This window comes from Akkermansia sp. NBRC 115031, from assembly GCF_030268505.1.
Lineage (GTDB): Bacteria > Verrucomicrobiota > Verrucomicrobiia > Verrucomicrobiales > Akkermansiaceae > Akkermansia > Akkermansia massiliensis.
On sequence record NZ_BSQU01000006.1, the window covers coordinates 70,933 to 95,351 of the forward strand.

Sequence of the window (24,419 nt, forward strand, 5' to 3'; positions counted from 1 at the left end):
TGTGCCGGTTCATTGTCGGGCATGATCCTCCTTCTGCCAGCGGGGATCGGCAAGCATCCGGACCAGAGAAGCACGGCGGGAACGAACCACAGGCAGGTCGCCATGGCGCCAGCCGGGGGCATAGGCATGCAGCGGAAGTTCTTCCGGTTCCGCATCATCCAGGCAGGAGGCGTCCTGTGTGGAAGGAAAGGCTTCCACGGCATACCCCAGCCGGAGGAAGTCTTTTTCACCTTCCAGGAGTTCTCCCGGAGTCTGGAGCAGCAGGCAATGAATAGGAATATTCATGGAGAGACAGGGAAACAATTCCCGACCTACTTCTTCTTTCCCGAAAAATCCATCAGGAAAATGGAAAAACAAAAAGGCTCCCGGAACATCCGGGAGCCCTTTACAATAAAATATGGATTCTTCATGAGGGCTTTATGCGCTTTTGGAAAATCATCCATAAAAACTTGGTCTCCTGATAATATCAGATCACAAAAATTCCTGCCTAAAGGGAGAACCTCATCAAGGCAGGAACTGGGAGTTTTTTACTGATCTACTGATCAACCACTCTTTACCAGTGTTTTACTTAAGTTTTATCCGCATATCTTCATCTACTGCATCAAAATCCGCTAAAAAATCATCTATAGCTTTTATATCTTTATCGGCTATTTTGACTTGAGACCCATTTAGTTGAGGATCATTCGGATCGAAGGTAGAAAGAACAAAAACAGCAGTCCTAAAAAATCAGAAATGTAAATACTATTATTCCTAGTAAATTCATACAAATTTCAGCTATCAGATTCTTGAATAGAATATCTACTGATCCATCTGCCATCCATAAGATTGAAATAATGGTAATTATAACAGACCAATCCTACATCGTCATCAGCATACTCGCTTGAGAAACGGAACGGACTCAGCTCGGCTGCATTACCTTCCATCCTGATTACACTATCATAAGGCTACTTCACATTTTTCATTTCAAGCCATTTTTCGGCATCAAAAGTCACATGATAAGAAAACAGGTAAAATACCATTGAGCAAAAAAGAGCCCCGAAATATTTCGGGGCTCTTCATGTATCCTCATGGAAACCTCATTTCATCTGTTATCTATACCGATACATCGGACGTTTTTCAGAAACGGGCAGGCGATATCCCTCAAATTCTAAAGCATCCGTCCCATGACGAATTCTTTTTACATCCAATTCAAGCTCCCGTCCATCTTTCCGGAGTTTCCCTGTTTTCTCAGAAAAGGGAATTTCCATGAAGATGTAGAATCTATCAGAACGTTTTGGATCATAAGATGACTGATTGATCTTCACCAAATCTTTTGAAGATTCATTAAAATGAAACTCCTTTTTTATAATTTCCGGATCCCTGTACTTTGCCAGCAGAAAAGAAAAAGACGAACTTACAACCAAAGGACGCATCAGGGCAATCACCTGTTGTTCATCCATTCCTTGTTTCAGGCGTTTCGCCCTCTCCCTGATCTCCCGAATACTGTCGGAGGGATAATCCGTCCAAGAATAACGTTTGTAACCAGGTAAATACAAATCATCTACTTTTGGATTAAATTGATCATGAATGATTTCAATATGCTCAATATCGTTTTGTCCAATATTGTTGTGAGTACAGGAAATCAACGTACATAGAAATCCAATACAACAGGCAGAGGGTAATATTCTCATGATTCAAATTTAGTCTTTTTATTGGATTTACAACAGCACCATGATATTTTCAAGGTTCTTGTGACTTTGTTAGAGTTGGCTGGCGGCTCTTTTTCAAGTCCATTGTGGGATGTATCGGCAAGGCAAACTCCTCCTTTACACAGAGGTTCCGCCTCGTCTCCTGCATATGTCCATACAGGAGGTTTTCCCATACCAGGTTTTTTCGATGTATAGTAAGCCGTTCCCTCAAAGGTAGCTGTTCCTTCCGTAGGCCGTTCCTCGTGAGAAAACAGTTTAGCAAATGACCATGTATCTTTCATCGTTCCACTCACATTCCAGCTTTCTTTTTCTAAGCTCGACAGAGGAACAGAATTAGGATCTTCTTTATCACAGTTTTTAATTTTTCCCTTTATTTTGACTTCCTGATATATTACTCCATCTGGGTTCGTTTTTCCCTTAAGAATCCATTGAATATCCCAGCGAAAGTGTCCACACTCACCCGCTTTCTTTGAGATGCTTTTATAGCCTAATTCGGGAGGTCCTTCCACGCGAGGAGGCCCGCTGGGCAAAGGCTGTTGTTGAGACACGCTGATTAATCCAAGTTGATCAATTCCCAAATTGTTATTGAGAAATCTGTACATATTCAACGTACTATATTCTTCCATGGGGTCTTTCGTCAGCCACCGCCCGGAGAGGGCATGATAATATCTGTAATTATAATAGACCAATCCCAATTCGTCATCGGAATACTCGCTTGAAAAGCGGAACGGATTCAGCTCGGCTGCATTACCTTCCATCTTGACCACACTACCATAAGGCCCGTATTCATACAAGGCTCTTCTTCCTGCCTGGATGCCAAACAGAGCTATCGTGTTTTTCATGAAGTCATGCGTGTAATACAAGTCTTCCTGGTACGTTCCCGTTTCATCAAACAGGCTCATGGCAAGAATGCGCGTGGCTTCCGGTTCCATCGGGTCCCACAGGTAGGTTTTGCGGAGAATGGGTGTTGCCTCCTCCGTTGTGTCGGTGGCATCCAGTTCCGCAATTTGCAGGTAATTGCGGTACAGGAAGCGCTTGCGGGAAACAAGATCTTCTCCCTCATAAACGGATTTCTCCACTCGCCTTCCCATGTAGTCGTAACGGCATTCCACGCGCTTGCCGCCTTGCGTGAAACTCGCCGCCTGGTTCAAGGCATTGTAGGCAACGGTCCATTCTCCCGTGGCGGTCCTGATTTTCGTCTGGTTCCCGGCAGCGTCATGTTCCGGAACGAACACAGCCTGCTCTCCTTCTCCAATGGAAATATACTGGTTGAGTTCATTGGTTTCATAGGCAGTGGGAACAGCCGTGCCTTCCCGGGACATTTCCCGGTTGCCGATATTGTCATAGGCGTAGCTGTAGGTTCCTCCCCGGCTCATGGCATCGGCAGTCAGCTCGCCACGGTCATTATACGTGTAGGCATGTGTCAAATCGGGACCGGGTGTGTTGAAATAATCCTTTTTCGTCACGGGACGCCCCAGGGAGTCATAGGTGTAATCAACCTTGGCCGGATAATTCTGACCTCCCGGACGCAGATAATCCACTTTAATAACCAGGTCCCGCTTTTCTTCCCGTGTGTACCATCTCTTCAGCGTATTGGGATAATTCAGCGTCTCCAGCAGGCCGTTATTGGCATTGTAGCCATAGGCAAAAGGAGTTGCCATTCCGTTGAGTTCCACGGTTGAGAGCCTTCCGGCAGTATCGTAACCCAGCGCCGTCTGCTGGACGGTGGAATTGCCGTATTGCAGGCTGTAGCCCGCATCCCTGCCCTGGCTGTCGCGTTGGTGAGTCAAAGCGCTTTGAGCCAGTCCCGTCGTCGTTTCCGTCACCAGTTCATTGTACTGGTTGTAGGTAAAGTCCCTGGTACCGGCATCGTCCGTCACACGGGTCATCTGCGCCAAGTGGTTATAAGCATAGGTAATTCTTGGAGTTCCATCATCGGCAATAATAGAAGTATTTACTCCTTTTTTGAGATCATAAATAAAAGAAACAGTCACATTTCTTGCATCTATCTTTGAAGTAATCATATTGAAAACGTTATAAGATATATTCTCATGAGTCTCATCCGCATAGGTCTTGCACAGCAAAAGACCGCTGGCCTTCTCGTAAGTCCAGGTAGTCGTGTCGCCATCAGTCCGTTCCCGCGGGTCGGTTGTAATGGTTTCCCCGCTCACCCGGAACGTTCGCATGCTGATCAGATGGTCGGCGTTGTCGTAGGCAAAGACGGCAGGCTGGATGCCCGTTCCCCATTCCACGATCTTCCTTTCTCTCATATCATAGGCGTAGTAGGAAGTATGCCCCAAAGCGTCCGTGATGACCGTAGGAGAGTCGATCGGTTCCCCATAAGCGTAAGTAGTGGCATTCCCCGCAGCATCCGCTACGCTGACTGTCCTCCCGGCGATGTCCTGGACAGTTGTTGTCACATTGCCGCGGACATCCGTGGAGGCGAGAACAATGCCTGTTTCCGTGTAGCTGCGGGCAATACTTGTCGTTACTCCGGCATAATCAGTGCGGGACACAGCCAGGCCATCCACGATCAGGGAGATTGCCGCAGTTTCACAACCCGGGATTTTGTTCTTGCTGATTCGCTTGGCATCTCCGGCATACTCCGTCCAGGAAGCAGATTCCTGCCCTCTCGGGTCAATAGAAACCGTTTTGTCTTCCAAAGTTGCGGACAGGGAGGAAATCAAAACCTTTTCCGTAAGGGAATAGGTTGTTCCCTGGCTGTTGTTCATAGTCGTGGTCGTGATCTGGTAGATGCCGTCATCCCCCTGTTCAGCCGCATAGGAATAAATCGTGATGCGGGAATTGGTGGCATCGGGATGATCGTCCAGCTTCCATGTTTCCTTCGTTACATTGCCGAAGGCGTCGTATTCCTTCAAGGTTGGAGCCATGGCGGTAGCAGGCGTTCCCGCATCCACCTCCGTCTTGACAAGATACCCCCGTTCATCATACGTGAACCGGCTGTAATAGAAACTGCCCAAGGCGTTGGCTGTAGCCGTGCGGATGACTAACCCATAACCGTTGGTGATTTCCCGGAACGTTGCTACCGGGTCTCCTTCTGGCTGAGGTTCCAATGTGACTTTCCGGATGCCATCCTCAATGATGTCAATCCTGTGGGACAGTTCCTTCTGTCCCGTCCCTCCCTGGTAGAGAAGAGTACCGTCAGGGGCAGTCGTCCGAATCAGGGTTGCTCCATGGGGAAGCGTCGCCGTCGTCGTTAATCCGTCGTCGCTATAGGCGTAGGTCGTAACCCTTCCCAGTTCATCCGTCTCGGAGCTGACGCGCCCCAGCACGTCATAAGCCGTCCGGCGCACAGTGCTCATGGCTCCAATGTCCTTTCTCTCCTCAACTACACGCCCCAGGGCATCCCTCGTATAGGAGATGATGGTTTCAGGGGTAGTCTCCGTCGCAGAGCGGATCATTTCCACCAACCGCCTTGCGCTGTCATAGCCATAGCTGGTCAGGATGCCGTCTTCGTCTTTTTCCAATAGGGGACGCCCGTCGCACATCAGTTCCCGTTCCGTTATTCGTCCGTTGCCGCGCGTCTTCCTGATCCAGCGGTTCTGAAGGTCGAACTCGTAGTCGGCGCTGTCCAGCAGCGACCAGGTTCCATCCGTCAGCAGGATGTATTCCTCCGTCCTGACCGTGTTGCCTTCCGCCGAGATGAAGGACACCATTCGGCGGCTCTGCCCCGGTACGGGCGCTCCGTCGATTTGCGTTTCCTCCGTCACGGTATAGGCCGCTCCATGCCAGATTGTAAGTTCGTAAGAATAAACCCTCTGTACGCCGTCAATACCCTGGCGCATCTTGAGGCGTCCCCTGGCATACGGATTGGGCGCGGAGGCCAGCCATGTTTCCGTCACTTCCAGCCGCGTTCCTTCAGCCCCAAGCGCGGTCGTCCTTTCTTCCACGCGCCTGACGTCGTTTTCTTCCGTATAGGTATAAAGCGTCTGGTTCAACTGCACGTCCGCCTTGTTCTTTTGCCGAAGTATGGTGGTCACTTCTGCAGGATCGTGATCGTTGAACTTCGCTTCGCAGTAGGTCGTCTTCACTCTCTTTTCCGCAAAGCCTTTATACGGAGTGGAAACGAGAGTCTGACGACCCAGACGATCCTGTTCGTACTTGACTTCGGAACCGTCCGGACGCGTTTCTTTCGTCAGAACCCCGTTGGCGGAATATTCATAAGAAGTCGTGCGGGCCATGTCGGAACCGTAACCTTCCGTTCTGCTCATCAGCAGATTGCCCTGCGGGGTGGATTTGTAGTTCTCCATCAGGCTGGAAACCGCCATTCCTTCTTCCCCCATCCGCACTTCCGTCAGCAGGTTCCATTCCTTTTCGGAGACCTCCGTGCGCGTCCTGACCGTATGAATAGCGGAGTCTCCCGTGCCCTTGCCCAGACACCATACCTCTCCATTCTTCCACCAGGTTGTGACAAAATCATTCCTTCCGGGCGTTCTTTCCGTCACGCTCGCCTTGTCCCCTTCCTCATTGCGGGCAAAAACAAAGCGCTTGAACGGCTCTCCCGTCACGGCATAAAGCCCTGTCGTCTCATCCTTGGCTCCTACCTGGGAAGGAAGGTACAGGGCCAGCGTATAGCCCGCTTCCGTCACGTCCTGCACGCTGGCAAGGCCGTCTGAAATATTGCTCACCTGCCGCAGGGAACCATCTTCCGCATACACCACATCCATGAAGGCATGAAAATCCGCTTCCGTGAGCTGCTGGCCGCTGGATGCCGTAAAACGCACGGGATCTCCCGTTTCCACGGAATAGACCATCTTGCTGCCATTGGCTTCCGCCACTTCAATGTAAACCGGATTGGAAACGACTGGTGTAAAATCTTCTCCCAGCATCCGGGCGCGGTTGGTCAGGCGCGTGTTGTAGCCGATGTTGCCCACACTTCCGTTGTCCTCTTCCCCCTGGGTGATGAAGTAATAGGCCAGCAGGGAACCTTTCCGAACGGCTACCATGCAGTTGTTGCTCAAGCCTTCCGTGGGTTTGAGCAATTTGCTGTGCAGCACATGGCGGAACAACAGGGCGGAGGGGGACCAGAGGCGTTCTGTAAATTCCTCCTCCACGATTTCAATCTGGCCTCCGGGTACGCCGGGCAATCCCCGGAACAGGCCGAAGTTGCACTGCCAATACATGCTTTCCTGGGAGGCATCCGCCGCCACGTTCGTTCCTGCGGAGGAGCCGGACACCGTAGAACGGGCCAGCCGGGAGGACATGCGGGCGGAGGATGGGGAGGAACTGGGGGTGGTTCCCCCGCTGGGGGCGTCCGGGTCCTCACAAACTTCCTTGCCGTCACATCCCTTCTTGCATACCACCGGCTTGTTTTCTGCGGGCACGATGTCGTAGAGCTCCACCTGGACTCCGTTGAGGTAGGAGTCGAAACGCGAGACGTTGCCGGATTCCGGCTTGTAGTCGATGTTGGTGTGGGAAAGGAAGGCCTGGTGCCATCCCGCTTCCAGTTCCACGGTGACAGGATCGGATTCCCGGTATTGTCCCGGGTTGGCAAGGCTGGCTGCCTGGCCTCCCAGCGTAAAATAACCATAATCGTCCGCGCCGATTTTGATTTCATAAGAGCCTGCGGTTTCAATTTTGATGTAGCCGTCCCAAAGGGTCGTCTTTTCGGGAGCGGGAGCTTCCACATTCAAATGGGGCTGGTCGCCTTTCAGTTGGCCTTCCCATTTGTCCAGGGGAAATTCCGCTTCAAGTAAAGTAACAGGAGTATTCATGATTTTAATTTAATTTGTTGATGTTGATATGAAGGTGCAACCGCCCTGGAAAATGCCCGGAAGGCTGGCGGCTGCCAGGGACCTTTCCGGGAGAAATAAACAGAAAAAAAAGTGCAGTGGGTTATCTCCCTCGGCCATTCAGGAGGTGTGATAGCACAACGTCGGATTTTTGTAAAATAATGGATTTTTTATTATCTGAATAATTGATGATCTTTACTTTACAGGCAAACATCCGGACACGTTATGCTATCGCACATTTGTACCTATGCCTCTTTGCAGGACATCAGGAAAACGGTCTTGTTGTCCGGGCGCGTAGTCCCCAGGGCAGCTTTCACGGTAATCTGTTCGCGCACGTCCACGTATTCGGAACGGGCCTCCACGCGGAACTGCGCGTCCCTCCGAGTCCTCCAGCTCCAGCAGCGTTCCACCGACCAAGGAAAGCAATCCCTGCCAATCCTGTTCTGATCCCTGCGATGATATTTGCACCACTGGCAACGCCGCATTCGCTAAAGTTGTCCAGCCGGACGGTTCTTCCCAGACGTTGAATCTCTCCACCGGTAGCGTCCATTCCATGACCACCAAAACCGGGGCCGTTATTTCGAAACAGTCCTACGATTCCCAAGTCCAGATTTCCAAAAACAGCCAGGGGAACATCAACAGCATCACCAGTTCCAGGGACGGCATGCTGAGTTTCAGCCGTTCCTCCAACAACCTCATCATCTCCCAATACGGAGTCTCCCAGGCTTCCAGGAATGTTCGCGGAGAAGCCGTCCCGCAGGGAGCTCCCGTCAAGGTTTATTCCTACGAGTGGAACCCCGTCAAAGGGGCGATGATCCTTACAAGCCGAAGCCCCCTCCGGAATTCCGCCAGAAGGGAAAAATTGGACCATACCAATCCATTTTCCGTTCTTACCCGTTTTTCTACACGGAGCCGTCCCCCGGGAAACAGAAAACTGGGTTGAGACAATGGAATCCCCTTAAGTGGCATTAGCAGCGTTCATTTTCATTCCTGGCAGATAATCCCCCGCAGCCGGAGAGCCATTCCGGACGTTCTGCCCGTATGCTCCTGCTTTGCCGCTCAAAAAAGCGCCAGCATGAAAGCGGACGGCCTTTCCCATTCCATCCGGAAAGCGGTAACCGCTGTTAAGACAGACTCCGGCACCCCTATCTGCACCATCTCTTCAACGAAAGAGCTCTTTTTCTGGTCGTTCAGATAAGGTCGGTGTCGGCACTTCTATACGCCGTCCCAATTCTCAACCCGGAATAAACCAATGAATAATACGACTCAATCAGGGACCTCTCCAACAGGTCCCGCTACAACCAATAACGCTCCGGCGGTAAAATCCGTCCTTCGCATGGGGGTATTTACGCTCGCCATGATTAACGTTTCCGCCATTGTCAGCTTGCGCGGCATGCCGGCGGAAAGCACGTACGGACTCAGTTCCGTTTTTTACTATATTTTTGCAGCGGTCTTTTTCCTGGTGCCCGTCTCCCTGGTAGCCGCGGAACTCACCACCGGATGGCCGCAGAAAGGCGGCGTTTACCGTTGGGTAGGCGAAGCCTTCGGCAAAAAATGGGGGTTCCTGGCTATCTGGCTGCAATGGATTGAAAGCACCATCTGGTTTCCGACCGTGCTAACCTTCGCCGCCGTCTCCCTGGCTTTCATGGGACCCGGACAGCGATGGGATGAAGCTCTTGCCGCCAACAAGTGGTATGTGCTCATCGTGGTGCTGTGCGTGTACTGGGCGGCTACCCTGCTCAACCTGCGCGGCATGAAAACTTCCGCAGGCGTCACCAAATGGGGCACCATCATCGGAACCATCATTCCGGGCGCCATCCTGATTCTGCTGGGCCTGAGCTATTGGGCCGGAGGCAACCCGATTCTGCTGGACATGAGCTGGGACAAGCTGATACCGGATATGAGCAATTTCAACAACCTCGTTCTGGCCGCCAGCATCTTCTTGTTCTATGCAGGGATGGAAATGTCCGCCGTGCATGTGAAGGACGTGAATGATCCCGGCCGCAACTATCCGCTGGCCATTCTGATTTCCGCCATCATTACGGTACTCATTTTCGTTCTGGGCACGCTGGCCATCGGCTTCATCATTCCGAACTCCCAGATCAACCTAGTGCAGAGCCTGCTGATTTCTTATGACAGTTACTTCAGCTTCTTCGGCCTCGGCTGGATGAACTGGATTCTGGCGCTTGCGCTGGCCGTAGGCGTTCTGGCCCAGGTAACAGCGTGGGTGGGAGGTCCTTCCAAAGGCTTGTACCAGGTAGGCTTGGCCGGCAACCTGCCGCCCGTCATGCAGAAGCGGAACAAGAACAACGTCCAGATGGGCATCCTGCTCATTCAGGGCTGCATCGTCACCCTGCTTTCCATCATGTTCGTGATCATGCCTTCCGTGCAGTCCGCCTACCAGATTATTTCCCAGCTTACCATCATCCTGTACCTCATCATGTACATGCTGATGTTCGCCTCCGGCATTTATCTGCGCTACCGGGAACCGAATACGCCCCGCACTTTCCGCATTCCCGGAGGCAAGACCCTCGGCATGTGGATTGTAGGCGGCCTCGGCTTCCTGGCCAGCCTGGCGGCCTTCCTGGTGAGCTTCATTCCGCCGAACCAAATTACCGTCGGCAGCAATACGATGTACATTATGCTTCTGGTGATAGGCACCTTCATCTTCGCCGGCATTCCTTTCATCATCCATGCCATGGCCAAGCCCTCCTGGAAGCGGCCTGTGGATCCTGAAGACGCCTTCGAACCCTTCGGATGGGAAAAAACTAATGGAACCCATTCTACAGTAACCCCAATCCATACCATATCCCATGAGTAACGTCCCTTCCAATGAACAAATCCAGACGGCTGTGGACAACGCGTACGCCTACGCCAAAACGGTCCAGGGAGGCAAAAACGCCTCCTACATCCCCGCTCTGGCGCAAGTCCCCTCAGACTTGCTGGCGATTGCCGTAGTCACTGTCAACGGAGATATCCTGACCGCAGGCTCCGCGGACACGCCCTTTGCCATTGAATCCATCTCCAAGGCCTTCAACCTGGCCTACGTCATGGATCTGATCGGAATGAAGGAGCTGCGCACGAAGATCGGGGCAGACCCCACCGGGGAGCCCTTCAACTCCGTGATGGCGATTGAGCTGCACGGCGGCAAGCCCCTCAACCCCCTGGTCAACGCAGGGGCCATGGCGACAGTCAGCCTGGTCAACGGTTCGGACTCCGATGAAATATGGGCGAACATGATCCATAATTTCAACAACTTCGCCAATACGGCCCTGACCGTGAACCAGGAGATTTACAAGTCGGAAAGCGCCACCAACCAGCACAACCGCGGCATCGCGTGGCTGTTGGACAGCTACGGCTATTTTTACAATACGCCGCCCATGATCGTGGACCTGTACACCCGCATGTGCTCTCTGAACATCACCACCTCCCAGCTGGCGCTGATGGGCGCCTGCTATGCCAACGGGGGCGTCAACCCCGTCAGCAAAAAGCGGGTGGTGAAGGATGAGAACGTTTCTCCCATCCTCGCGGAAATGTGCATGTCCGGCCTCTATGATTCCACAGGGGACTGGATGTACAAGGCAGGCGTTCCGGCCAAGTCCGGCGTGGGTGGCGGCCTAGTGGCCGTGGTCCCCGGCAAGATGGCCATGGCGGCCTTCTCCCCGCCCCTGGACCCCGCCGGAAACACCGTGAAGGGCCAGGCAGCTCTTCAATCCATTATCAAGGAATTGAATCTGAACCTTTTCCGGAGCTAATCCGGGATGAGAAGGTAAACCCGCGGAGCCAAGATCCGAAAGGATACCCGCGGGTTTACTGTATCCCGGCCACACGAAATAACGCCCCGCCTTCCGCGCTTGCCGGAAATTGACTGTCCAGCCGCGGGCGTTAAGTCCTGTTTGAAAAATTGCACCACTGCATGGGTACGCCGTCTTCCATGGCATGGAAGCCATGCTTTTCATAAAAGGCGGCGTTCCTGCTCTCCTCCGGCATGATTTCAATGTACAGGTAGTCCTTGTACTTCTCCTTGACCATTTCCATCATTTTTCCCGCAATTCCCCTGCCGTGATAGTCGGGATGCACCAGGACATAGTGCATGTAGGCTACCAGCTCGCCGTCGTCCAGCAACCGCACCAGCCCGACCAGCCGGTCGCCATCCCACGCGGTAAATACCGTGGACGAATTCATCAGGGCCTTGTACAACCGGGCCAGATACTGGCCGGAAATCCATCCAACGGACAGGAACAGCTCCTGCACTTTTTCCCTGGTAAACTTCTTTTCTTCCGTAAAAACAATCATTTTCCCTCTTGGTTCAAGCTGATGGCCGGAACGCGGCATGACGTCCGCATGCCAGGCCATGGGCCTTATGATAAAGGCCGCAGACCCCGGAGACAAGCAACGATCATCCATTCCTTCATTCTTCATTAAACAGCATGAGGAGAGCCGGAGGCGCCTGAGGCATTCCTCCACATGGATCACATGGAAGCTGGCTTCCGGACCAGCCCGTGCCGTTCTCCATGGCAGATGAAGCCAGTGCGCCCTTATAAATGGCTTTCCGCCGCCGGAACCGCAGAAGTTGTTTTTCCGTGCCCTTCCCGTGTTTTAAGGACTTGCCACCACAGCATTTTTCCTTAGAGTCTTTCCGGTATGCTTGAAGCCCTGCAAAACGCCTTCTTCCAGACCGGGGACGCGCTCACAACCTGGCTGTCCGCCTTCAGCAGTTTCCTGTGGGGATGGCCTCTGCTCATCATGCTGCTGGGCACTCACCTGTACCTCACCGTCATTCTGCGCTTTCCGCAGCGCTACCTGCTCAAGGCCCTGAAACTGTACTTTGTGAAGGACCATACGGACAAGGGGGACATTTCCCCGTTCAGTTCCCTGATGGTGGCCCTGGCCGCCAACATCGGCGCGGGCAACATCATCGGCGTGGGGGTGGCGATTGCCGCCGGAGGGCCGGGGGCCATTTTCTGGTGCTGGCTGACGGGCGTTCTTGGCATGGCTACACGGTATTCCGAGGGGCTGCTCGCCATCAAGTACCGGGTGGAAAACAAGGACGGCAACATGAGCGGCGGCCCCATGTTTGTGCTGGAACGCGGCATGAAATGCAAATGGCTTGGCGTAGCCTTTGCCGTGTTCACGGCCATTGCCGCCTTCGGCATCGGCAACCTGACGCAGGGGAATGCCGCGGCGGAACAGCTCCACCACGCCTTTGCCATTCCCTCCTGGGGAACGGCTGCGGTGCTGACCATCCTGACGGCCCTGGTGATGCTGGGAGGCATCCGGAGCATTGCCAAGGCATGCGCCTTCTTCGTCCCGTTCATGGCGGTAATTTACATTATAGGCTGTGTCTACATCCTGGCCGTGCAGTCCCACTACATTCTTCCGGCCATCCGGTACATTCTGGACTGCGCCTTTACCGGGGAAGCCGCCGCCGGGGGCGTGGTGGGCGCCGCCGTCATGACAGCCATGCGGACCGGCGTGGCCCGCGGCCTTTTTTCCAATGAAGCCGGGCTGGGCTCCGCCGCCATCGCCTCCGCCGCCGCACAGAACCGCAACCCCGTACGGCAGGCGCTCATCTCTTCCAGCGGACCGTTCTGGGATACCGTGGTCATCTGCGCACTCACGGGCATTGTGCTGACTACCAGCATCCTCGCCCACCCGGATATTTCGTCCAGTGACGGCCCCCGGCTCACTACGCTGGCATTCAGTAAAATTCCTTATGTGGGCTCCCCCCTCCTGACGGTCAGTTTGGTCACTTTTGTAGTCTCCACCATCCTGGGCTGGTCCTACTTTGGGGAAAAAGCCCTGGAGTACCTGGGGGGCATCCGGCTGATCACGCCTTACCGCGTCATCTGGGTGGCGGCGGTCTTTACCGGCTGCGTTTCCAAGATAGACCTGGTATGGGTGTTTGCGGACTGCGCCAACGGCCTGATGGCCCTTCCCAATCTTATTTCACTGCTGGCCCTTTCCGGAGTGCTTGTCCAGCAAACGCGGCACTACCTCTGGCAGCACAGGCTGGACGATTATGACGATTCCCACATTCCGGAAGGCAAATAACGATTTTTTTAAATTCAGATTCAAATAATTCTTGCCTTTCAGCCTCCGGTAGTATTTACTTCGCCGCGCAGTCCCTGCAAACCTAAAAGTCGCGTTCGTCTAGCGGTCTAGGACTCCCGCCTTTCACGCGGGCAACACGGGTTCGAGTCCCGTACGCGATGCCAGCTTTACCGCCGCAGCAGTTACGATGCTTCCGCCCCTCCTTACCAGGGAAGGCATATTGGAAAGACGTAATGGCTGCGGTTTTCTTTTGGTCCGGTTCCTCCGGAATCAGGAAAGCGCGGACAGGACGGCAGGAAGCGGTATCCCCCTCCTTTTCAAATGCCGGAACATGTCTTACATCCCCCGGATTTGGCTTTCAGAAAGCCCTGTTATCTTTTAGAATTCCTTACACGCAAACGCCATGGATTACACACCTCTCATTGAAAAACGCCGCCAGCGCCTGGAAGAATTGGAAACGGTCATTGCCGAACCGGATTTTTTCAATGACCAGAAGCGGGCCTCTGAAACCATGAGGGAGCACCGCCGCCTGAAGGAACTGATGGACACGTGGGATGCCCTGAACGCCACGGAACAGCAGCTGGCTGACAACCAGGAGCTGGCGAAGACGGATGATCCGGAACTGGCGGAGCTGGCCTCCCTGGAGATCCCGGAACTGGAAGCGGCGCTGGAAAAATTGCGCAGTGACGTCCAGTACAGCCTTCTCCCCCGCGACACGACGGAAGACCGGGACGCCATTATTGAAATCCGCGCCGGAACGGGCGGGGATGAAGCATCCCTGTTTGCCGGAGACCTGCTGCGGATGTACCAGCGTTTTGCGGAAGAACGCGGCTGGCGCTTTGAGCATCTGGAAAGCAGCCCGTCAGACGTGGGCGGCTTCAAGGAAGTCGTCTGCCGCATTGCCGGGGAAGAAGTGTTCCGCTTCCTGAAGTATGAAGGGGGCGTGCACCGCGTGCAGCGCGTGCCCACCACGGAAACGCAGGGACGCATCCACACCTCTACCGCCACCGTGGCCGTCATGCCGGAAGCGGAGGAAGTGGACATAGAAATCCGCCCGGAGGACCTCCGCATTGAAGTGTGCCGTTCCGGAGGCGCAGGCGGCCAGCACGTGAACAAGACGGAATCCGCCGTGCAGATCTGGCACATCCCTACGGGCGTCTATGTCCGCTGCGAGGAAGAGCGCAGCCAGATGAAGAACCGTGAAAAAGGCATGAAGATTCTGCGCGCCAAGCTCTTTGAAGCCAAGAAGCGGGAAGAGGCGGAAAAATATTCCGCCGCACGCCGCAACCTCATTGGCTCCGGCGGCCGTGAAGAAAAAATCCGGACGTACAATTTCCCGCAAAACCGCCTGACGGACCACCGCATCGGCTATACGTCCCACAATCTGGACGGCATCCTGATGGGGCAGATGGAAGACCTGATCATGGCTCTCCAGCATGCGGAAATGCAGGAACGCCTGGCGGAAGCCGGCATGTCCTAACCCCCTTTTCCTTTCATGAAAACCCTACTGGAAGTTCTTCAGTCCGGCACGGACTACCTGGCGCGCCAGGGCTGTGACGAGGCGCGCGCCACCATGCAGCACCTGATGGCCCATGTTCTGCACTGCAACCGCACGGCTCTTTACTCCCGGTTTGACAGGCCTGTTGAAGAAGCGGAACTGGCTCCCCTCCGCGAGCTGCTGAAACGAAGGGCGGCGGGAGAACCGCTGCAGCACCTGCTGGGGTTCACGGAATTTTTCCGGAGGGATTTCCTGACGGACGCGCGCGCCCTGATTCCCCGCCCGGAAACGGAAGAACTGGTGGAAATGGTGTTAAAGAAAATCCCGGACCGTCCGGTACGCGTGCTGGACATGGGTACCGGTTCCGGCATCATCGGCGTCACGCTGGCTCTGGAACTCAAGGAGCGCGCGAAGGAAGTCGTTCTGGCGGACATTTCCCCGCAGGCTCTGGACCTGGCGCTGGAAAACGCCATGCGGCTGGGAGCCAGGGTCTCCACCGTCCAGACGGACCTGTTTGAAAACATCCCCCTGGAAAAACCGGTCCTGCGCCAGGAAGGAGCGGATTCTTCCGCTTCCGTGCCTGAGGAGGAAGAGAAGGATGCCGGACGGGAAATGCGCTTTGACGTCATCGTGGCCAACCTGCCCTACATTGCGGATGGAGAGGAGCTTGCCCCGGAAGTTATGAAAGATCCCCATACGGCCCTGTTCGGAGGCCCGGAAGGCTGGGAAATCATTGAACGCTTTCTGGCCCGCGCCCGGGACTACCTGAATGAAAACGGCTTCGTAGCCCTGGAAATCGGACATGACCAGGCGGCAGCCGTCACGCAGATCATGGACGGCTACGGCTATAATTACATTGAAGTGCTGAAAGACATGAGCGGCGTAGCCCGCTTCCCCTTCGGTTATCATTAACAATTATTCCTTCCCCCCTTTCACTCCATGCAGGCGGCGCGCATTCTGGTTGACGGACAAAGCGATCTGGTGCTGGACTACGGCATTCCGCCGGAAGCGGGGGACGTCAGGCCGGGCTGCCGCGTGCAGGTTCCCCTGCGCAACAGGACGGCCACCGGCACTGTTCTTACGCTGTCCGAGCCGGACCCTGCCTGGAAGGACAGGCTCAAGCCCATTCTGAAACTGATCGACCCGGAACCCTTGATTTCTCCGGTCATGATGAATCTGGCTTCCTGGGCGGCGGACTATTATTCCGTAGCGCTGGACCAAATGATCCGCTGCCTGCTCCCGGAAACCGTCCGTCAGGAAAACACGGCGGAAAAAATGCGGAAAATGGTGCATCTGGAAAAACGTCCGTCCCGTGAGGAGCTGGATGCCCTGTACCGCAAAGCGCCCCGGCAGGCCCAAATGCTGGATTATTTTTCATCTGCGGAACAGATGGAAGCGCCTCTGGCCGCATTCGGCACGGGGGCTCTGAACATCGCCCGCAGCCTGGCGGCCAAGGGCTTCATCTCCCTGAAGGAGGAATCCGTGCACCGCGACCCCAGCACCGGAGAGCAGTTCGTCCCCAGCCAGCCCATGAAGCTGAACGACCAGCAGCAGAAGGCGCTGGAAGAAATCACGGCCATGTGCACGGCGGAGCACAAAAAACCGGTGCTCCTGCAAGGAGTCACCGGCTCCGGCAAAACGGAGGTTTACCTTCAGGCCGTCTCCCAAATGGTGAAATCCGGAAAATCCGCCCTGATCATGGTACCGGAAATCTCCCTGACGCCCCAGACCGTCCAGCGCTTCAAATCCCGTTTTGCGGAACTGCCCTCTTCCGTGGCGGTGCTGCACAGCCTCCTATCGGACGGAGAACGCTTTGACGAATGGCACGCCATCCGTTCCGGAAAAGCACGCATCGTCATCGGCCCCCGTTCCGCCGTCTTCGCCCCTCTTCAGAACCTGGGGCTGGTGATTGTGGATGAGGAGCATGACGCGTCCTACAAGCAGGAAAGCTCCCCCCGCTACCACGGGCGGGACCTGGCCGTGCTGCGCGCCCATCTGGAAGACTGCGCCGTGGTCCTGGGCTCCGCCACCCCTTCCCTGGAAAGCATCCATAACGCCCTGACCGGAAAATATTCCCTGGTGAAGCTGACGGAAAGGGCGGACGGCCAGCAGCTCCCCCTCATCCGCATTCTGGACATGAAGACGGAGGGCAGAAACAAATCCGGCCCCAACGTCATCTCCGAGCGGCTCAGAATGTCCATCGACCGGCGGCTGGACAAGGGGGAACAGGTCATCCTTCTGCTCAACAGGCGCGGATTCGCACGCTCCATCCAGTGTCCGGACTGCGGCCACGTGGTGACGTGCCTGCACTGCTCCCTGCCCCTGACCTACCACCGTACGGAGGACCGCCTCATGTGCCACCTGTGCGGGTTCAAGGCCCTGCCGCCCCGCACCTGCCCGGAGTGCAGGTCCGCCAATATCCTGCTCCAGGGGTACGGTACCCAGAAGGTGGAGGAAATCCTGCGGCGCACCTTTCCTGCGGCGCGCATCACGCGCGTGGATGCGGACGTGGCCCGGCGCAAAAACGCCGTCAGAACCATTCTGAACCAGTTCCGCGCCCATAAGATAGATATTCTCCTTGGCACCCAGATGATTGCCAAGGGGCTGGACTTTCCCAACGTGACGCTGGTGGGCGTGCTGAACGCGGACCTGGGTCTCCATATCCCGGATCCCCGCGCGGGAGAGCGCACCTTCCAGCTTCTGACGCAGGTGGCGGGCCGCGCCGGCCGCGGCGACCTTTCCGGGGAGGTCATCATCCAGACCTTTACCCCCCAGTCCCCTTCCCTGCAGTACGCCCGCCATCACGATACGGACGGCTTTGCGGCGCAGGAGCTGGAAATGCGCCGCTCCTTCGACCTGCCGCCTTTCACCCACATCGCCGTGCTGACCATACGCTCCCAGCATGAAAACATGGCGGAATTCGCCACGCGCACGCTCGCGGCGCGCCTCCGCGGCATGCTGCCCCCTCCAGCCACGATGACGGACCCCATGCCGGCGCCCATTCCCCGCGCACACGGCCAGTTCAGATTCCAGATCACGGTCAAGGGGCCGTCCGCCCGCATCCTCTCCCGCACCCTGCGGAAGCTGGTGCAGGAAGCCGGGCTGGGGGACGACCTGACCGCCGTGATCGACGTGGACGCCATGTCATTCATGTAAGCCGCCTTGCCAAATCCGGACGGCCGCATTAAAATTCCGGCACAACACAACTTACTATTATGCTGCTTCATTTCTACAAGATGACGGGCGCCGGAAATGACTTTGTCATGGTGGACAACCGTGACCTGGAACTTTCCTCCGTGCTGGACAAGGAGACCATTGAAGCCCTGTGCGACCGCCGCTTCGGCATCGGGGCGGACGGCCTGATTGCCGTGGAACCGTCCCGGGGCAAAGGGGGAACCGTGCGCATGCGCTATTACAATGCCGACGGCGGAGAAGCGGAAATGTGCGGCAACGGAGCCCGCTGCTTCGGCAACTTCGCCGCGGCCCTGCTTCATCACGACAAATCCGCTCCCCTCCCCTTTGAAACGATGGCCGGCATCGTGACCGCCACCTTTGAAAAGGACGGGAATGTCACCGTGAACCTGACGGATCCCCACTCCCTGCAGCTCTTTGTGCTGAATGCGGACCCGGCGGTGGGGGCGGACGTCCACTTCCTGAATACAGGCGTTCCGCACGCCGTAGCGTTTCTGGACAAGCTGGACGGCCTGGACGTTCCCCGTCTGGGCGCCTACCTGCGTTACCATAGCGCATTCTCTCCAAAAGGCACCAACGCCAACTTCGCCAGAATCCTGTCTCCGGGGCACATCGCCATACGTACTTATGAACGCGGCGTGGAGGATGAAACGCTTGCCTGCGGAACGGGCATGACCGCCAGCGCGCTGCTGCACGCCGTATTGACGGATGCCCCTTCACCCATTCAAGTGGACGTAGCGGGAGGGGACACGCTCAAAGTAGGCTTCCAGCGCACGGGAGACCGCTTTACCAACGTGACGCTGACCGGACCGGCAGACCTCGTCTTTACCGGAGACATAGAACTCTGACCGGCCCCTCGCGGAAAAACGCCGTTGTCCTCCGTCATCAGGGAGCATGCCTGTTCAGCAGGGAACACTCCGCCTTTACATAACCGCCGTAATTGTTGCAGAATGCCTTGTACACGGCAGGGCCCATATTCGTCTCGCAATAATACTTTACGGTAATGCAGTCCTTCTTGCGTTCCACATTCAGAAAACGGCTGGACAGCAGAACCAGGTTGCTCTGGTAATTCCACAGGGCCATGTCACGCGCCATTTCCTCATTGATCTTCTCACAAATAAAACTCTCCGGCGGGGGAAACAAAATGGCGCTGACAACGCTGATCAGGCAAATTCCGGGCACCACTCCTATCGCAAGCACTCCGTGGCACTTCCTGACAAAGGGGATGTGGTTCCGGAACTTCCGGAAGAGGAAGAAACGGAACAAATAACCCGCCAGCAGCATCACCGGAAAGGAAACATTCACGTACTCAAAAGCCAGGCTCATTACTCCAAGGGCAAAAAAGCCGATGCCCTTCCACACCTTCCTGTACACCGGGATGCAGGCGCAAAGAAACACGTACAGAATATATCCCAGCAGACAGAGGAACGGGAGAAGCGTTCCTGTAAATATGTGCTCCACCATGCAGTCCCACGGATATTCCCTGCTGGGAGCACATGCCTCATGAAAAAACATGCACACCATGCTCAGAATCACCAGCCCGGCAAGGAGGATGGCCTTTACTTTTCTTGATTCATACAGAAGCCACAGTAAAACGACGCCAAAAGGCAGTAAATAGCAGCCGATACTGCTGAACACAGTGGACAACATGGGAATGTGAGGAAAGAAATTCATGGCTTGGATAGGGACAACTGGCTGGTTAACGACTCAAAGGCATCTGTGACTGTGGCAACAATAATTGGAAATAAAATAAATTCAAACATTCGTTTTCAAATAATGCAGAAAAAATCATATTCTTCTCATAAAAAACCGTTCAGCACGACTCTCCAACTTGACAAAACAACCTTCTGGAAAAGATAATAACGCTCTGATGAAGCACTCTCTTTTCCTCCCGGCGGCCATCCTTCCTCTTCTCCTCTCTCTGCCCCAATGCAGCCGCAAGCCGCTCCTTCCGGAATACACGCCCCTGTGTGCCGGAATGGTGCCCGGAAAACACACCTCCCCCCGCGCCCTCCAGGCACGGGAAAACAGAACCTACCGGGTTGGCCCGAAAGGCGGTGTGTATTACATCAATTCCCACAATAAAAAAGTCTACATCAAATCCAGGAGGATTCAATAGAAGACCACGCAAACACCCCGTAACTTTCCAAATGGGAAACAAATAATTGCTTTACCCGTCCCTTATTTTATTTTTGAGAAAATATTCCGTCTAAAAAACTCATCAAACTCATTTTCTTCTTGCCAAAACGGAAGAGGACGGGTAATGTCTGCCGCACCACAACATTAAATGGTGTCGGTAGTTCAATGGTAGAGCCCCAGATTGTGATTCTGGTTGTTGCGGGTTCGAGCCCCGTCCGACACCCCATCCCCTTTCCTTCATGAAAAAGAGCACTTATGGTGCTCTTTTTTACTATCCATCCGCATGCGCAATCCAGAATTCGTCAAAGCCGCTTTTTCCGCCATTGCGCCGCGCTATGTGGCCACCAACCATGTACTGAGCATGGGCGTGGACCTGCTGTGGCGGCAGCGCGTCGTGCAGCTCGTCTCCGAATGGAAGCCGGAACGCCTCCTGGACCTGGCGACGGGAACCGGGGATCTGGCCCTGGCCATCCTGAACGCCATGCCGGAAATCCGGCTGACCGGTTCCGACTTCTGCCAGCCCATGCTGGACGTAGCGGCCAAACGGGGACTGGACAACCTGGTCTGTGCGGACGCCATGAACCTGCCCTTTTCCTCCGCATCCTATGATGCAGTCACCGTCGCCTTCGGCCTGCGGAACATGGCCAGCTATCCGGACGCCCTGCGGGAAATGGGCCGCATGCTGCGGCCGGGGGGCCATTTGCTCATTCTGGATTTCTCCCTGCCTGAAAACCTGCTGAAAAGCCCCTACCGTTTTTACCTGCACCGCATCCTCCCCGTCATTGCAGGCTGGATGACCGGCCACCGGGAAGCCTACGACTACCTGGCGGAAAGCATTGAAGCCTTTCCCAGCGGCCAGGCCATGCAGGACCTGCTCCGGGACTGCGGCTACAGCAACATCACGGCGGAACCCCTGAACGGGGGGATCGCCAGCATCTACACCGCCCAGCGATGAGTGCGGGTGACGCGAGAGAGGGCATTATCCGCGGCAGGGCGTCGCGCGCCCGCCTGGGGGGTAAACTTGCCGGACTGTCCCTGCCCCGCCAGATCGCCGTCATTGCCTTCTGGCCCTTCCTGGAACAGCTTCTGAGCTTCTTCGTCACCTCCTCCGACCTCTTCATTGCCACCAAAATCGGGCTGGACGCGCAGGACACCATCAACATCTCCGACGGCATGGGGGCTGTCGTCTTCCTCATGTGGTTCGGCTTCGTCATCCAGGGGTCCATCATGATGGGGGCCACGGCCATCGTCTCCCGCATGACCGGAGCCAGGGATTACCCCCAGGCGCAGCACGGGCTGCACCAGGCCGCCATGCTGGGGCTGCTGGCCGGCATCATCTCCTGCGGGCTGCTTTTCGCATGCAGCGGCTTCCTGGTCACGCACGTGCTGACCATGAATGAAGCCGCCAGGGCCTACGCCCTGCAATACGTCTATGTGGCCGCGTTCGCCGCTCCCTTCAGCGGCGTGGTCTTTGCCATCAATGCCGCCCTGCGCGGCTCCGGAGACACGCGGCTGCCCTTCTGGATCATGATGGGCGTGGGCATCCTCAACGTCATTTTCAGCGTCACCTTCGTCTTTGCGGACGCCCCGCTGGGCGGCTGGCGCATCGGAGGCATTGCGGCGGGAACGGTCTGCGGCTACGGCATCAGCATGTGCGCGCTCCTCTTCATCATGCTGCGGCGCAGGAAAAAAATATTCGCGGGAAGAGAAAACGAATCCCTGGAAGAACTCGTCAAGGAACGCGGGGAACACTATGCTCCGCCGCTGTACCTCAGCTTCTCCCATCTGCGGCCGGACATGGGCATGCAGAAGCGCATCCTGAAAATCGGGCTGCCGCAGGCCGTGGAAGTCTTCGGCATGTGGGGCATCCAGATGTTCTGCCTCTCCATCATCAGCGAACTGCCCATCAAGGGCGTGCTTGGCGTCCACAACATCGCCGTCCGCATTGAATCGCTAAGCTTCCTGCCCGGATTCGCCATCGGCATGGCGGCCTCCACCCTGGTGGGGCAGTACCTGGGCGCCCGGAACGCGCTCATGGCCCGCATCACCATCTGGAAATGCATGCGGTACGCCATCATCTTCATGACGGGGCTGGGCGTGCTCTTCTGCGCCTTCCCCTCCCTCTTCATGGAGATATTCTCCAACGGGAACATGACGCTCATTGACACCGGCATTCCCGTGCTGCGCACCATGCTGCTGGTGGAGCCCTTCTTTGCCGCCTGCATCGTGATGAAAATGTCCCTGCGCGGCGCGGGCGACACGCGGAGGGTCATGTTCATCTCCTACGGCATCATGGGCTTCTTCCGCGTCGTCTGCACCTGGGTCTGGTTCAAGCTGGCTCCGGAAACCATGACCCTGTGGGGCATCTGGCTGCTCTTCGCCTTTGAAATGGCCGTCCAGTCCACCATCCTCTATAAAATCGTCAAGGGCCGGAGCTGGACGAAACTGCAGGTCTGAGCCCTTTTTCCGCTTCACCCTCCATGCCTTTCCGTCTGCAAATCCAAAACGTTTACAGCAGGATAAAAACTTTGCTTTCCTCTTCAAATTCTGCTAGCATTCGTCCACGTTGTTCTTCAACGGGCTCGTAGCTCAGCGGTTAGAGCAGGGGACTCATAATCCCTTGGTCGTAGGTTCGAACCCTACCGGGCCTACCAAAACAAATCCCCTCAAGTTAAAAACTTGCGGGGATTTTCTTTTGCACCGTTCAAGACCGCCGGAACAGCTTCTTCAATCTAATTTCCAGCTTTTCCTTAGGCGTTTTCTTCCTGCTGCCTAAATGACGGATGAAAAAATTCCTGTAATGATCCAGCCACAAGCCGTCACCCCTTTTTTTCACCTGCTCCACGGGCGATGTAAAAATTTCCAACAGCGCCGCCATCATTTTATCTTCCTTCTCCTGTGTGCGTTCGATCTGCCAGGGGAGGCACTTGGGTTCCGCCACCATGGAACGCCACAGCTCATCATCCTCATCAATTCTCCTGATCTCTGCCACTACTTCATCCAGTGAGGAAAAACGGTGGCAATTGATAAAAGCTTTGGGGTTATATTCTTCTTCAATTAACGGATTACCCCAGTAAACAGGAATGGAGCGGGCCTGGAAACTCGTGATTATTTTTTCCGTGGAATATCCCCTGTACCAGGCATTTTCACAGGAGATGGAAAACTTATAAGGTTCCTTCAGCAGCACGCTTCCTTTCATCCAATCATCGGACTCCCTGGGAAAATTACAGGGCGTATTATTCAAATGCTTGCCTATGGCATTGACTTTCTTGTAAGCGGAAAGGCGGGAGAATAACTGGATGCGGTACGGATGCCCCTCCCCATGGGAATAAATATAATTGCAGAAGCCGCTTTTTCCGGCCAGGACTCCGGACAAATTTTCCGGAGACAGGCTGTCCAGTAAAACACGGTAAGAAAAAATATAGGGAGCTTCCAGCACGCGCCCGTCCTGGCCGGACGGATCAAACCCTATATGGTAGTCAAACAGATTCAAATTGGGGGCGATAGCTTCCCCCAATACGTCCATGATCGTGATTTTTCCTACAGATTCCTGTAAAAATTGAAGAAATGTTTCTTTAGTTGACCTATACAACCATGGAAAGGCAATAAGAAAATCCGCATTGTTCTTATCAATTTCAAACTCGAGAATGGATGGATCAATATTCCTGAAACGGTATAAAAACACCTTGATCTGCCATTCCTCGGCACCTTCCATGAATCCGATCTTTACCTTCATTGCCCCATTTTTTCTAAAATACCAGCGGGATGATTATACAGGTCCAAGGCGGATAGTCAATGTGCAGGGAATGAAGCCATAGATATTTGCCTCCCGTAATATGCTTGTTTAAAATACTTTTTGCGCATCAGCGGAATTTCATCCACCAAAACGGTGCGGCGGCGCCCGCATCAATCACGGCTTCATCAACTCTCCACTAATCCCAAGGACGGCTATGCGGGGCGGCCATGCGCCTTCTTCAGGCAGAATGAAGGCGGCATTAAAACCTTGAAGACCATTCCCGCACAAAAATCCATTCGTCCACCATTCCCTCCCGCAGCCTGCAAAAGAAGCAAAAAAGAAATGGTAAACCTTCCGGA

16 protein-coding genes and 3 tRNA genes are annotated in these 24,419 nt (G+C 55.0%); 13 read left to right on the top strand and 6 right to left on the bottom strand.

The genetic code is table 11. The features are described 5' to 3' along the window. Positions 1–9: 9 nt before the first annotated feature. The 3 genes from QSJ36_RS09070 to QSJ36_RS09080 all read right to left on the bottom strand — a co-directional run bounded on the left by QSJ36_RS09070 (position 10) and on the right by QSJ36_RS09080 (position 7,423). Positions 10–285 carry a hypothetical protein gene (locus QSJ36_RS09070; RefSeq protein WP_146017916.1) on the bottom strand — a complete coding sequence of 92 codons (276 nt, stop codon included), beginning with the start codon at positions 283–285 and terminating at the stop codon, positions 10–12. Between the two features lie 803 nt (positions 286–1,088). Further along, a complete protein-coding gene (locus tag QSJ36_RS09075) occupies positions 1,089–1,670 on the bottom strand; it encodes a hypothetical protein (protein WP_285468375.1) in 582 nt (193 codons plus the stop codon). Continuing rightward, positions 1,667–7,423: an RHS repeat-associated core domain-containing protein gene (locus QSJ36_RS09080; protein WP_285468376.1), complete on the bottom strand. Its 5,757-nt coding sequence runs from the start codon at positions 7,421–7,423 to the stop codon at positions 1,667–1,669. Before QSJ36_RS09080 ends, QSJ36_RS09075 begins: the two co-directional genes overlap by 4 nt. A gap of 571 nt (positions 7,424–7,994) precedes the next feature. On the opposite strand from QSJ36_RS09080, the gene QSJ36_RS09085 reads away from it, so the two are divergent. The 3 genes from QSJ36_RS09085 (at position 7,995) to glsA (ending at position 11,196) form a co-directional block, all read left to right on the top strand. Next, a complete protein-coding gene (locus tag QSJ36_RS09085; RefSeq protein ID WP_285468378.1) occupies positions 7,995–8,384 on the top strand; it encodes a hypothetical protein in 390 nt (129 codons plus the stop codon). Between the two features lie 393 nt (positions 8,385–8,777). Beyond that, entirely contained in the window at positions 8,778–10,262 is a 1,485-nt protein-coding gene (gene gadC / locus QSJ36_RS09090) for a putative glutamine/gamma-aminobutyrate antiporter GadC (RefSeq protein ID WP_022397050.1), read from the top strand. Continuing rightward, the gene (gene glsA, locus QSJ36_RS09095) at positions 10,255–11,196 is read left to right on the top strand and encodes a glutaminase A (protein ID WP_022397049.1); all 942 of its coding nucleotides are present in this window, start codon (positions 10,255–10,257) and stop codon (positions 11,194–11,196) included. Before gadC ends, glsA begins: the two co-directional genes overlap by 8 nt. Before the next feature lie 130 nt (positions 11,197–11,326). On the opposite strand, the gene QSJ36_RS09100 is transcribed toward glsA, so the two are convergent. Further along, complete coding sequence (locus QSJ36_RS09100) at positions 11,327–11,737, bottom strand: GNAT family N-acetyltransferase (protein ID WP_022397048.1); 411 nt, start codon at positions 11,735–11,737, stop codon at positions 11,327–11,329. A gap of 348 nt (positions 11,738–12,085) precedes the next feature. Here QSJ36_RS09100 and QSJ36_RS09105 point away from each other — a divergent pair, with 348 nt between their 5' ends. From QSJ36_RS09105 to dapF, 6 genes are all read left to right on the top strand, one after another. Next, positions 12,086–13,495 (top strand): sodium:alanine symporter family protein, encoded by a 1,410-nt coding sequence (locus QSJ36_RS09105; RefSeq protein ID WP_285468382.1) that lies wholly within the window; start codon positions 12,086–12,088, stop codon positions 13,493–13,495. Between the two features lie 88 nt (positions 13,496–13,583). Next, positions 13,584–13,659 (top strand) — tRNA-Glu (locus tag QSJ36_RS09110). A gap of 239 nt (positions 13,660–13,898) precedes the next feature. Then, complete coding sequence (gene prfA / locus QSJ36_RS09115) at positions 13,899–14,975, top strand: peptide chain release factor 1 (RefSeq protein ID WP_022397046.1); 1,077 nt, start codon at positions 13,899–13,901, stop codon at positions 14,973–14,975. 15 nt (positions 14,976–14,990) lie between these two features. After that, positions 14,991–15,905 (top strand): peptide chain release factor N(5)-glutamine methyltransferase, encoded by a 915-nt coding sequence (gene prmC, locus QSJ36_RS09120; RefSeq protein WP_022397045.1) that lies wholly within the window; start codon positions 14,991–14,993, stop codon positions 15,903–15,905. A gap of 27 nt (positions 15,906–15,932) precedes the next feature. Next, on the top strand, positions 15,933–18,149 hold the full coding sequence (gene priA, locus QSJ36_RS09125; RefSeq protein ID WP_102726742.1) for a primosomal protein N': 2,217 nt from the start codon (positions 15,933–15,935) through the stop codon (positions 18,147–18,149). A 59-nt stretch (positions 18,150–18,208) separates the two neighbouring features. Further along, positions 18,209–19,033: a diaminopimelate epimerase gene (gene dapF / locus QSJ36_RS09130; protein WP_285468385.1), complete on the top strand. Its 825-nt coding sequence runs from the start codon at positions 18,209–18,211 to the stop codon at positions 19,031–19,033. 37 nt (positions 19,034–19,070) lie between these two features. On the opposite strand, the gene QSJ36_RS09135 is transcribed toward dapF, so the two are convergent. Beyond that, positions 19,071–19,835, bottom strand: a complete 765-nt coding sequence (locus QSJ36_RS09135) for a hypothetical protein (protein WP_022397042.1) — start codon at positions 19,833–19,835, stop codon at positions 19,071–19,073. 640 nt (positions 19,836–20,475) lie between these two features. Between QSJ36_RS09135 and QSJ36_RS09140 the strand changes: the two genes are divergently transcribed. The 4 genes from QSJ36_RS09140 (at position 20,476) to QSJ36_RS09155 (ending at position 22,978) form a co-directional block, all read left to right on the top strand. Further along, a tRNA-His gene (locus tag QSJ36_RS09140) sits at positions 20,476–20,550 on the top strand. 57 nt (positions 20,551–20,607) lie between these two features. After that, positions 20,608–21,279 (top strand): ubiquinone/menaquinone biosynthesis methyltransferase, encoded by a 672-nt coding sequence (locus tag QSJ36_RS09145; protein ID WP_022397040.1) that lies wholly within the window; start codon positions 20,608–20,610, stop codon positions 21,277–21,279. Further along, positions 21,276–22,781, top strand: a complete 1,506-nt coding sequence (locus QSJ36_RS09150; protein ID WP_285468388.1) for an MATE family efflux transporter — start codon at positions 21,276–21,278, stop codon at positions 22,779–22,781. Before QSJ36_RS09145 ends, QSJ36_RS09150 begins: the two co-directional genes overlap by 4 nt. Positions 22,782–22,902: 121 nt before the next feature. Continuing rightward, positions 22,903–22,978: transfer RNA gene (locus QSJ36_RS09155), tRNA-Ile, on the top strand. A 50-nt stretch (positions 22,979–23,028) separates the two neighbouring features. On the opposite strand, the gene QSJ36_RS09160 is transcribed toward QSJ36_RS09155, so the two are convergent. Further along, entirely contained in the window at positions 23,029–24,060 is a 1,032-nt protein-coding gene (locus tag QSJ36_RS09160; RefSeq protein ID WP_102731429.1) for a glycosyltransferase family 10, read from the bottom strand. Positions 24,061–24,419 lie beyond the last annotated feature (359 nt).

What these genes read in the sequence shown, in the direction of transcription:
- gadC (WP_022397050.1), top strand. Translation starts at nt 8,778, where the DNA reads ATGGGGGTATTTACGCTCGCCATGATTAACGTTTCCGCCATTGTCAGC.
- priA (WP_102726742.1), top strand. Translation starts at nt 15,933, where the DNA reads ATGCAGGCGGCGCGCATTCTGGTTGACGGACAAAGCGATCTGGTGCTG.
- QSJ36_RS09080 (WP_285468376.1), bottom strand. Translation starts at nt 7,423, where the DNA reads ATGAATACTCCTGTTACTTTACTTGAAGCGGAATTTCCCCTGGACAAA.
- QSJ36_RS09100 (WP_022397048.1), bottom strand. Translation starts at nt 11,737, where the DNA reads ATGATTGTTTTTACGGAAGAAAAGAAGTTTACCAGGGAAAAAGTGCAG.
- prmC (WP_022397045.1), top strand. Translation starts at nt 14,991, where the DNA reads ATGAAAACCCTACTGGAAGTTCTTCAGTCCGGCACGGACTACCTGGCG.
- glsA (WP_022397049.1), top strand. Translation starts at nt 10,255, where the DNA reads ATGAGTAACGTCCCTTCCAATGAACAAATCCAGACGGCTGTGGACAAC.
- QSJ36_RS09085 (WP_285468378.1), top strand. Translation starts at nt 7,995, where the DNA reads ATGACCACCAAAACCGGGGCCGTTATTTCGAAACAGTCCTACGATTCC.
- QSJ36_RS09160 (WP_102731429.1), bottom strand. Translation starts at nt 24,060, where the DNA reads ATGAAGGTAAAGATCGGATTCATGGAAGGTGCCGAGGAATGGCAGATC.
- dapF (WP_285468385.1), top strand. Translation starts at nt 18,209, where the DNA reads ATGCTGCTTCATTTCTACAAGATGACGGGCGCCGGAAATGACTTTGTC.
- QSJ36_RS09075 (WP_285468375.1), bottom strand. Translation starts at nt 1,670, where the DNA reads ATGAGAATATTACCCTCTGCCTGTTGTATTGGATTTCTATGTACGTTG.
- QSJ36_RS09070 (WP_146017916.1), bottom strand. Translation starts at nt 285, where the DNA reads ATGAATATTCCTATTCATTGCCTGCTGCTCCAGACTCCGGGAGAACTC.
- QSJ36_RS09105 (WP_285468382.1), top strand. Translation starts at nt 12,086, where the DNA reads ATGCTTGAAGCCCTGCAAAACGCCTTCTTCCAGACCGGGGACGCGCTC.
- QSJ36_RS09135 (WP_022397042.1), bottom strand. Translation starts at nt 19,835, where the DNA reads ATGTTGTCCACTGTGTTCAGCAGTATCGGCTGCTATTTACTGCCTTTT.
- prfA (WP_022397046.1), top strand. Translation starts at nt 13,899, where the DNA reads ATGGATTACACACCTCTCATTGAAAAACGCCGCCAGCGCCTGGAAGAA.
- QSJ36_RS09150 (WP_285468388.1), top strand. Translation starts at nt 21,276, where the DNA reads ATGAGTGCGGGTGACGCGAGAGAGGGCATTATCCGCGGCAGGGCGTCG.
- QSJ36_RS09145 (WP_022397040.1), top strand. Translation starts at nt 20,608, where the DNA reads ATGCGCAATCCAGAATTCGTCAAAGCCGCTTTTTCCGCCATTGCGCCG.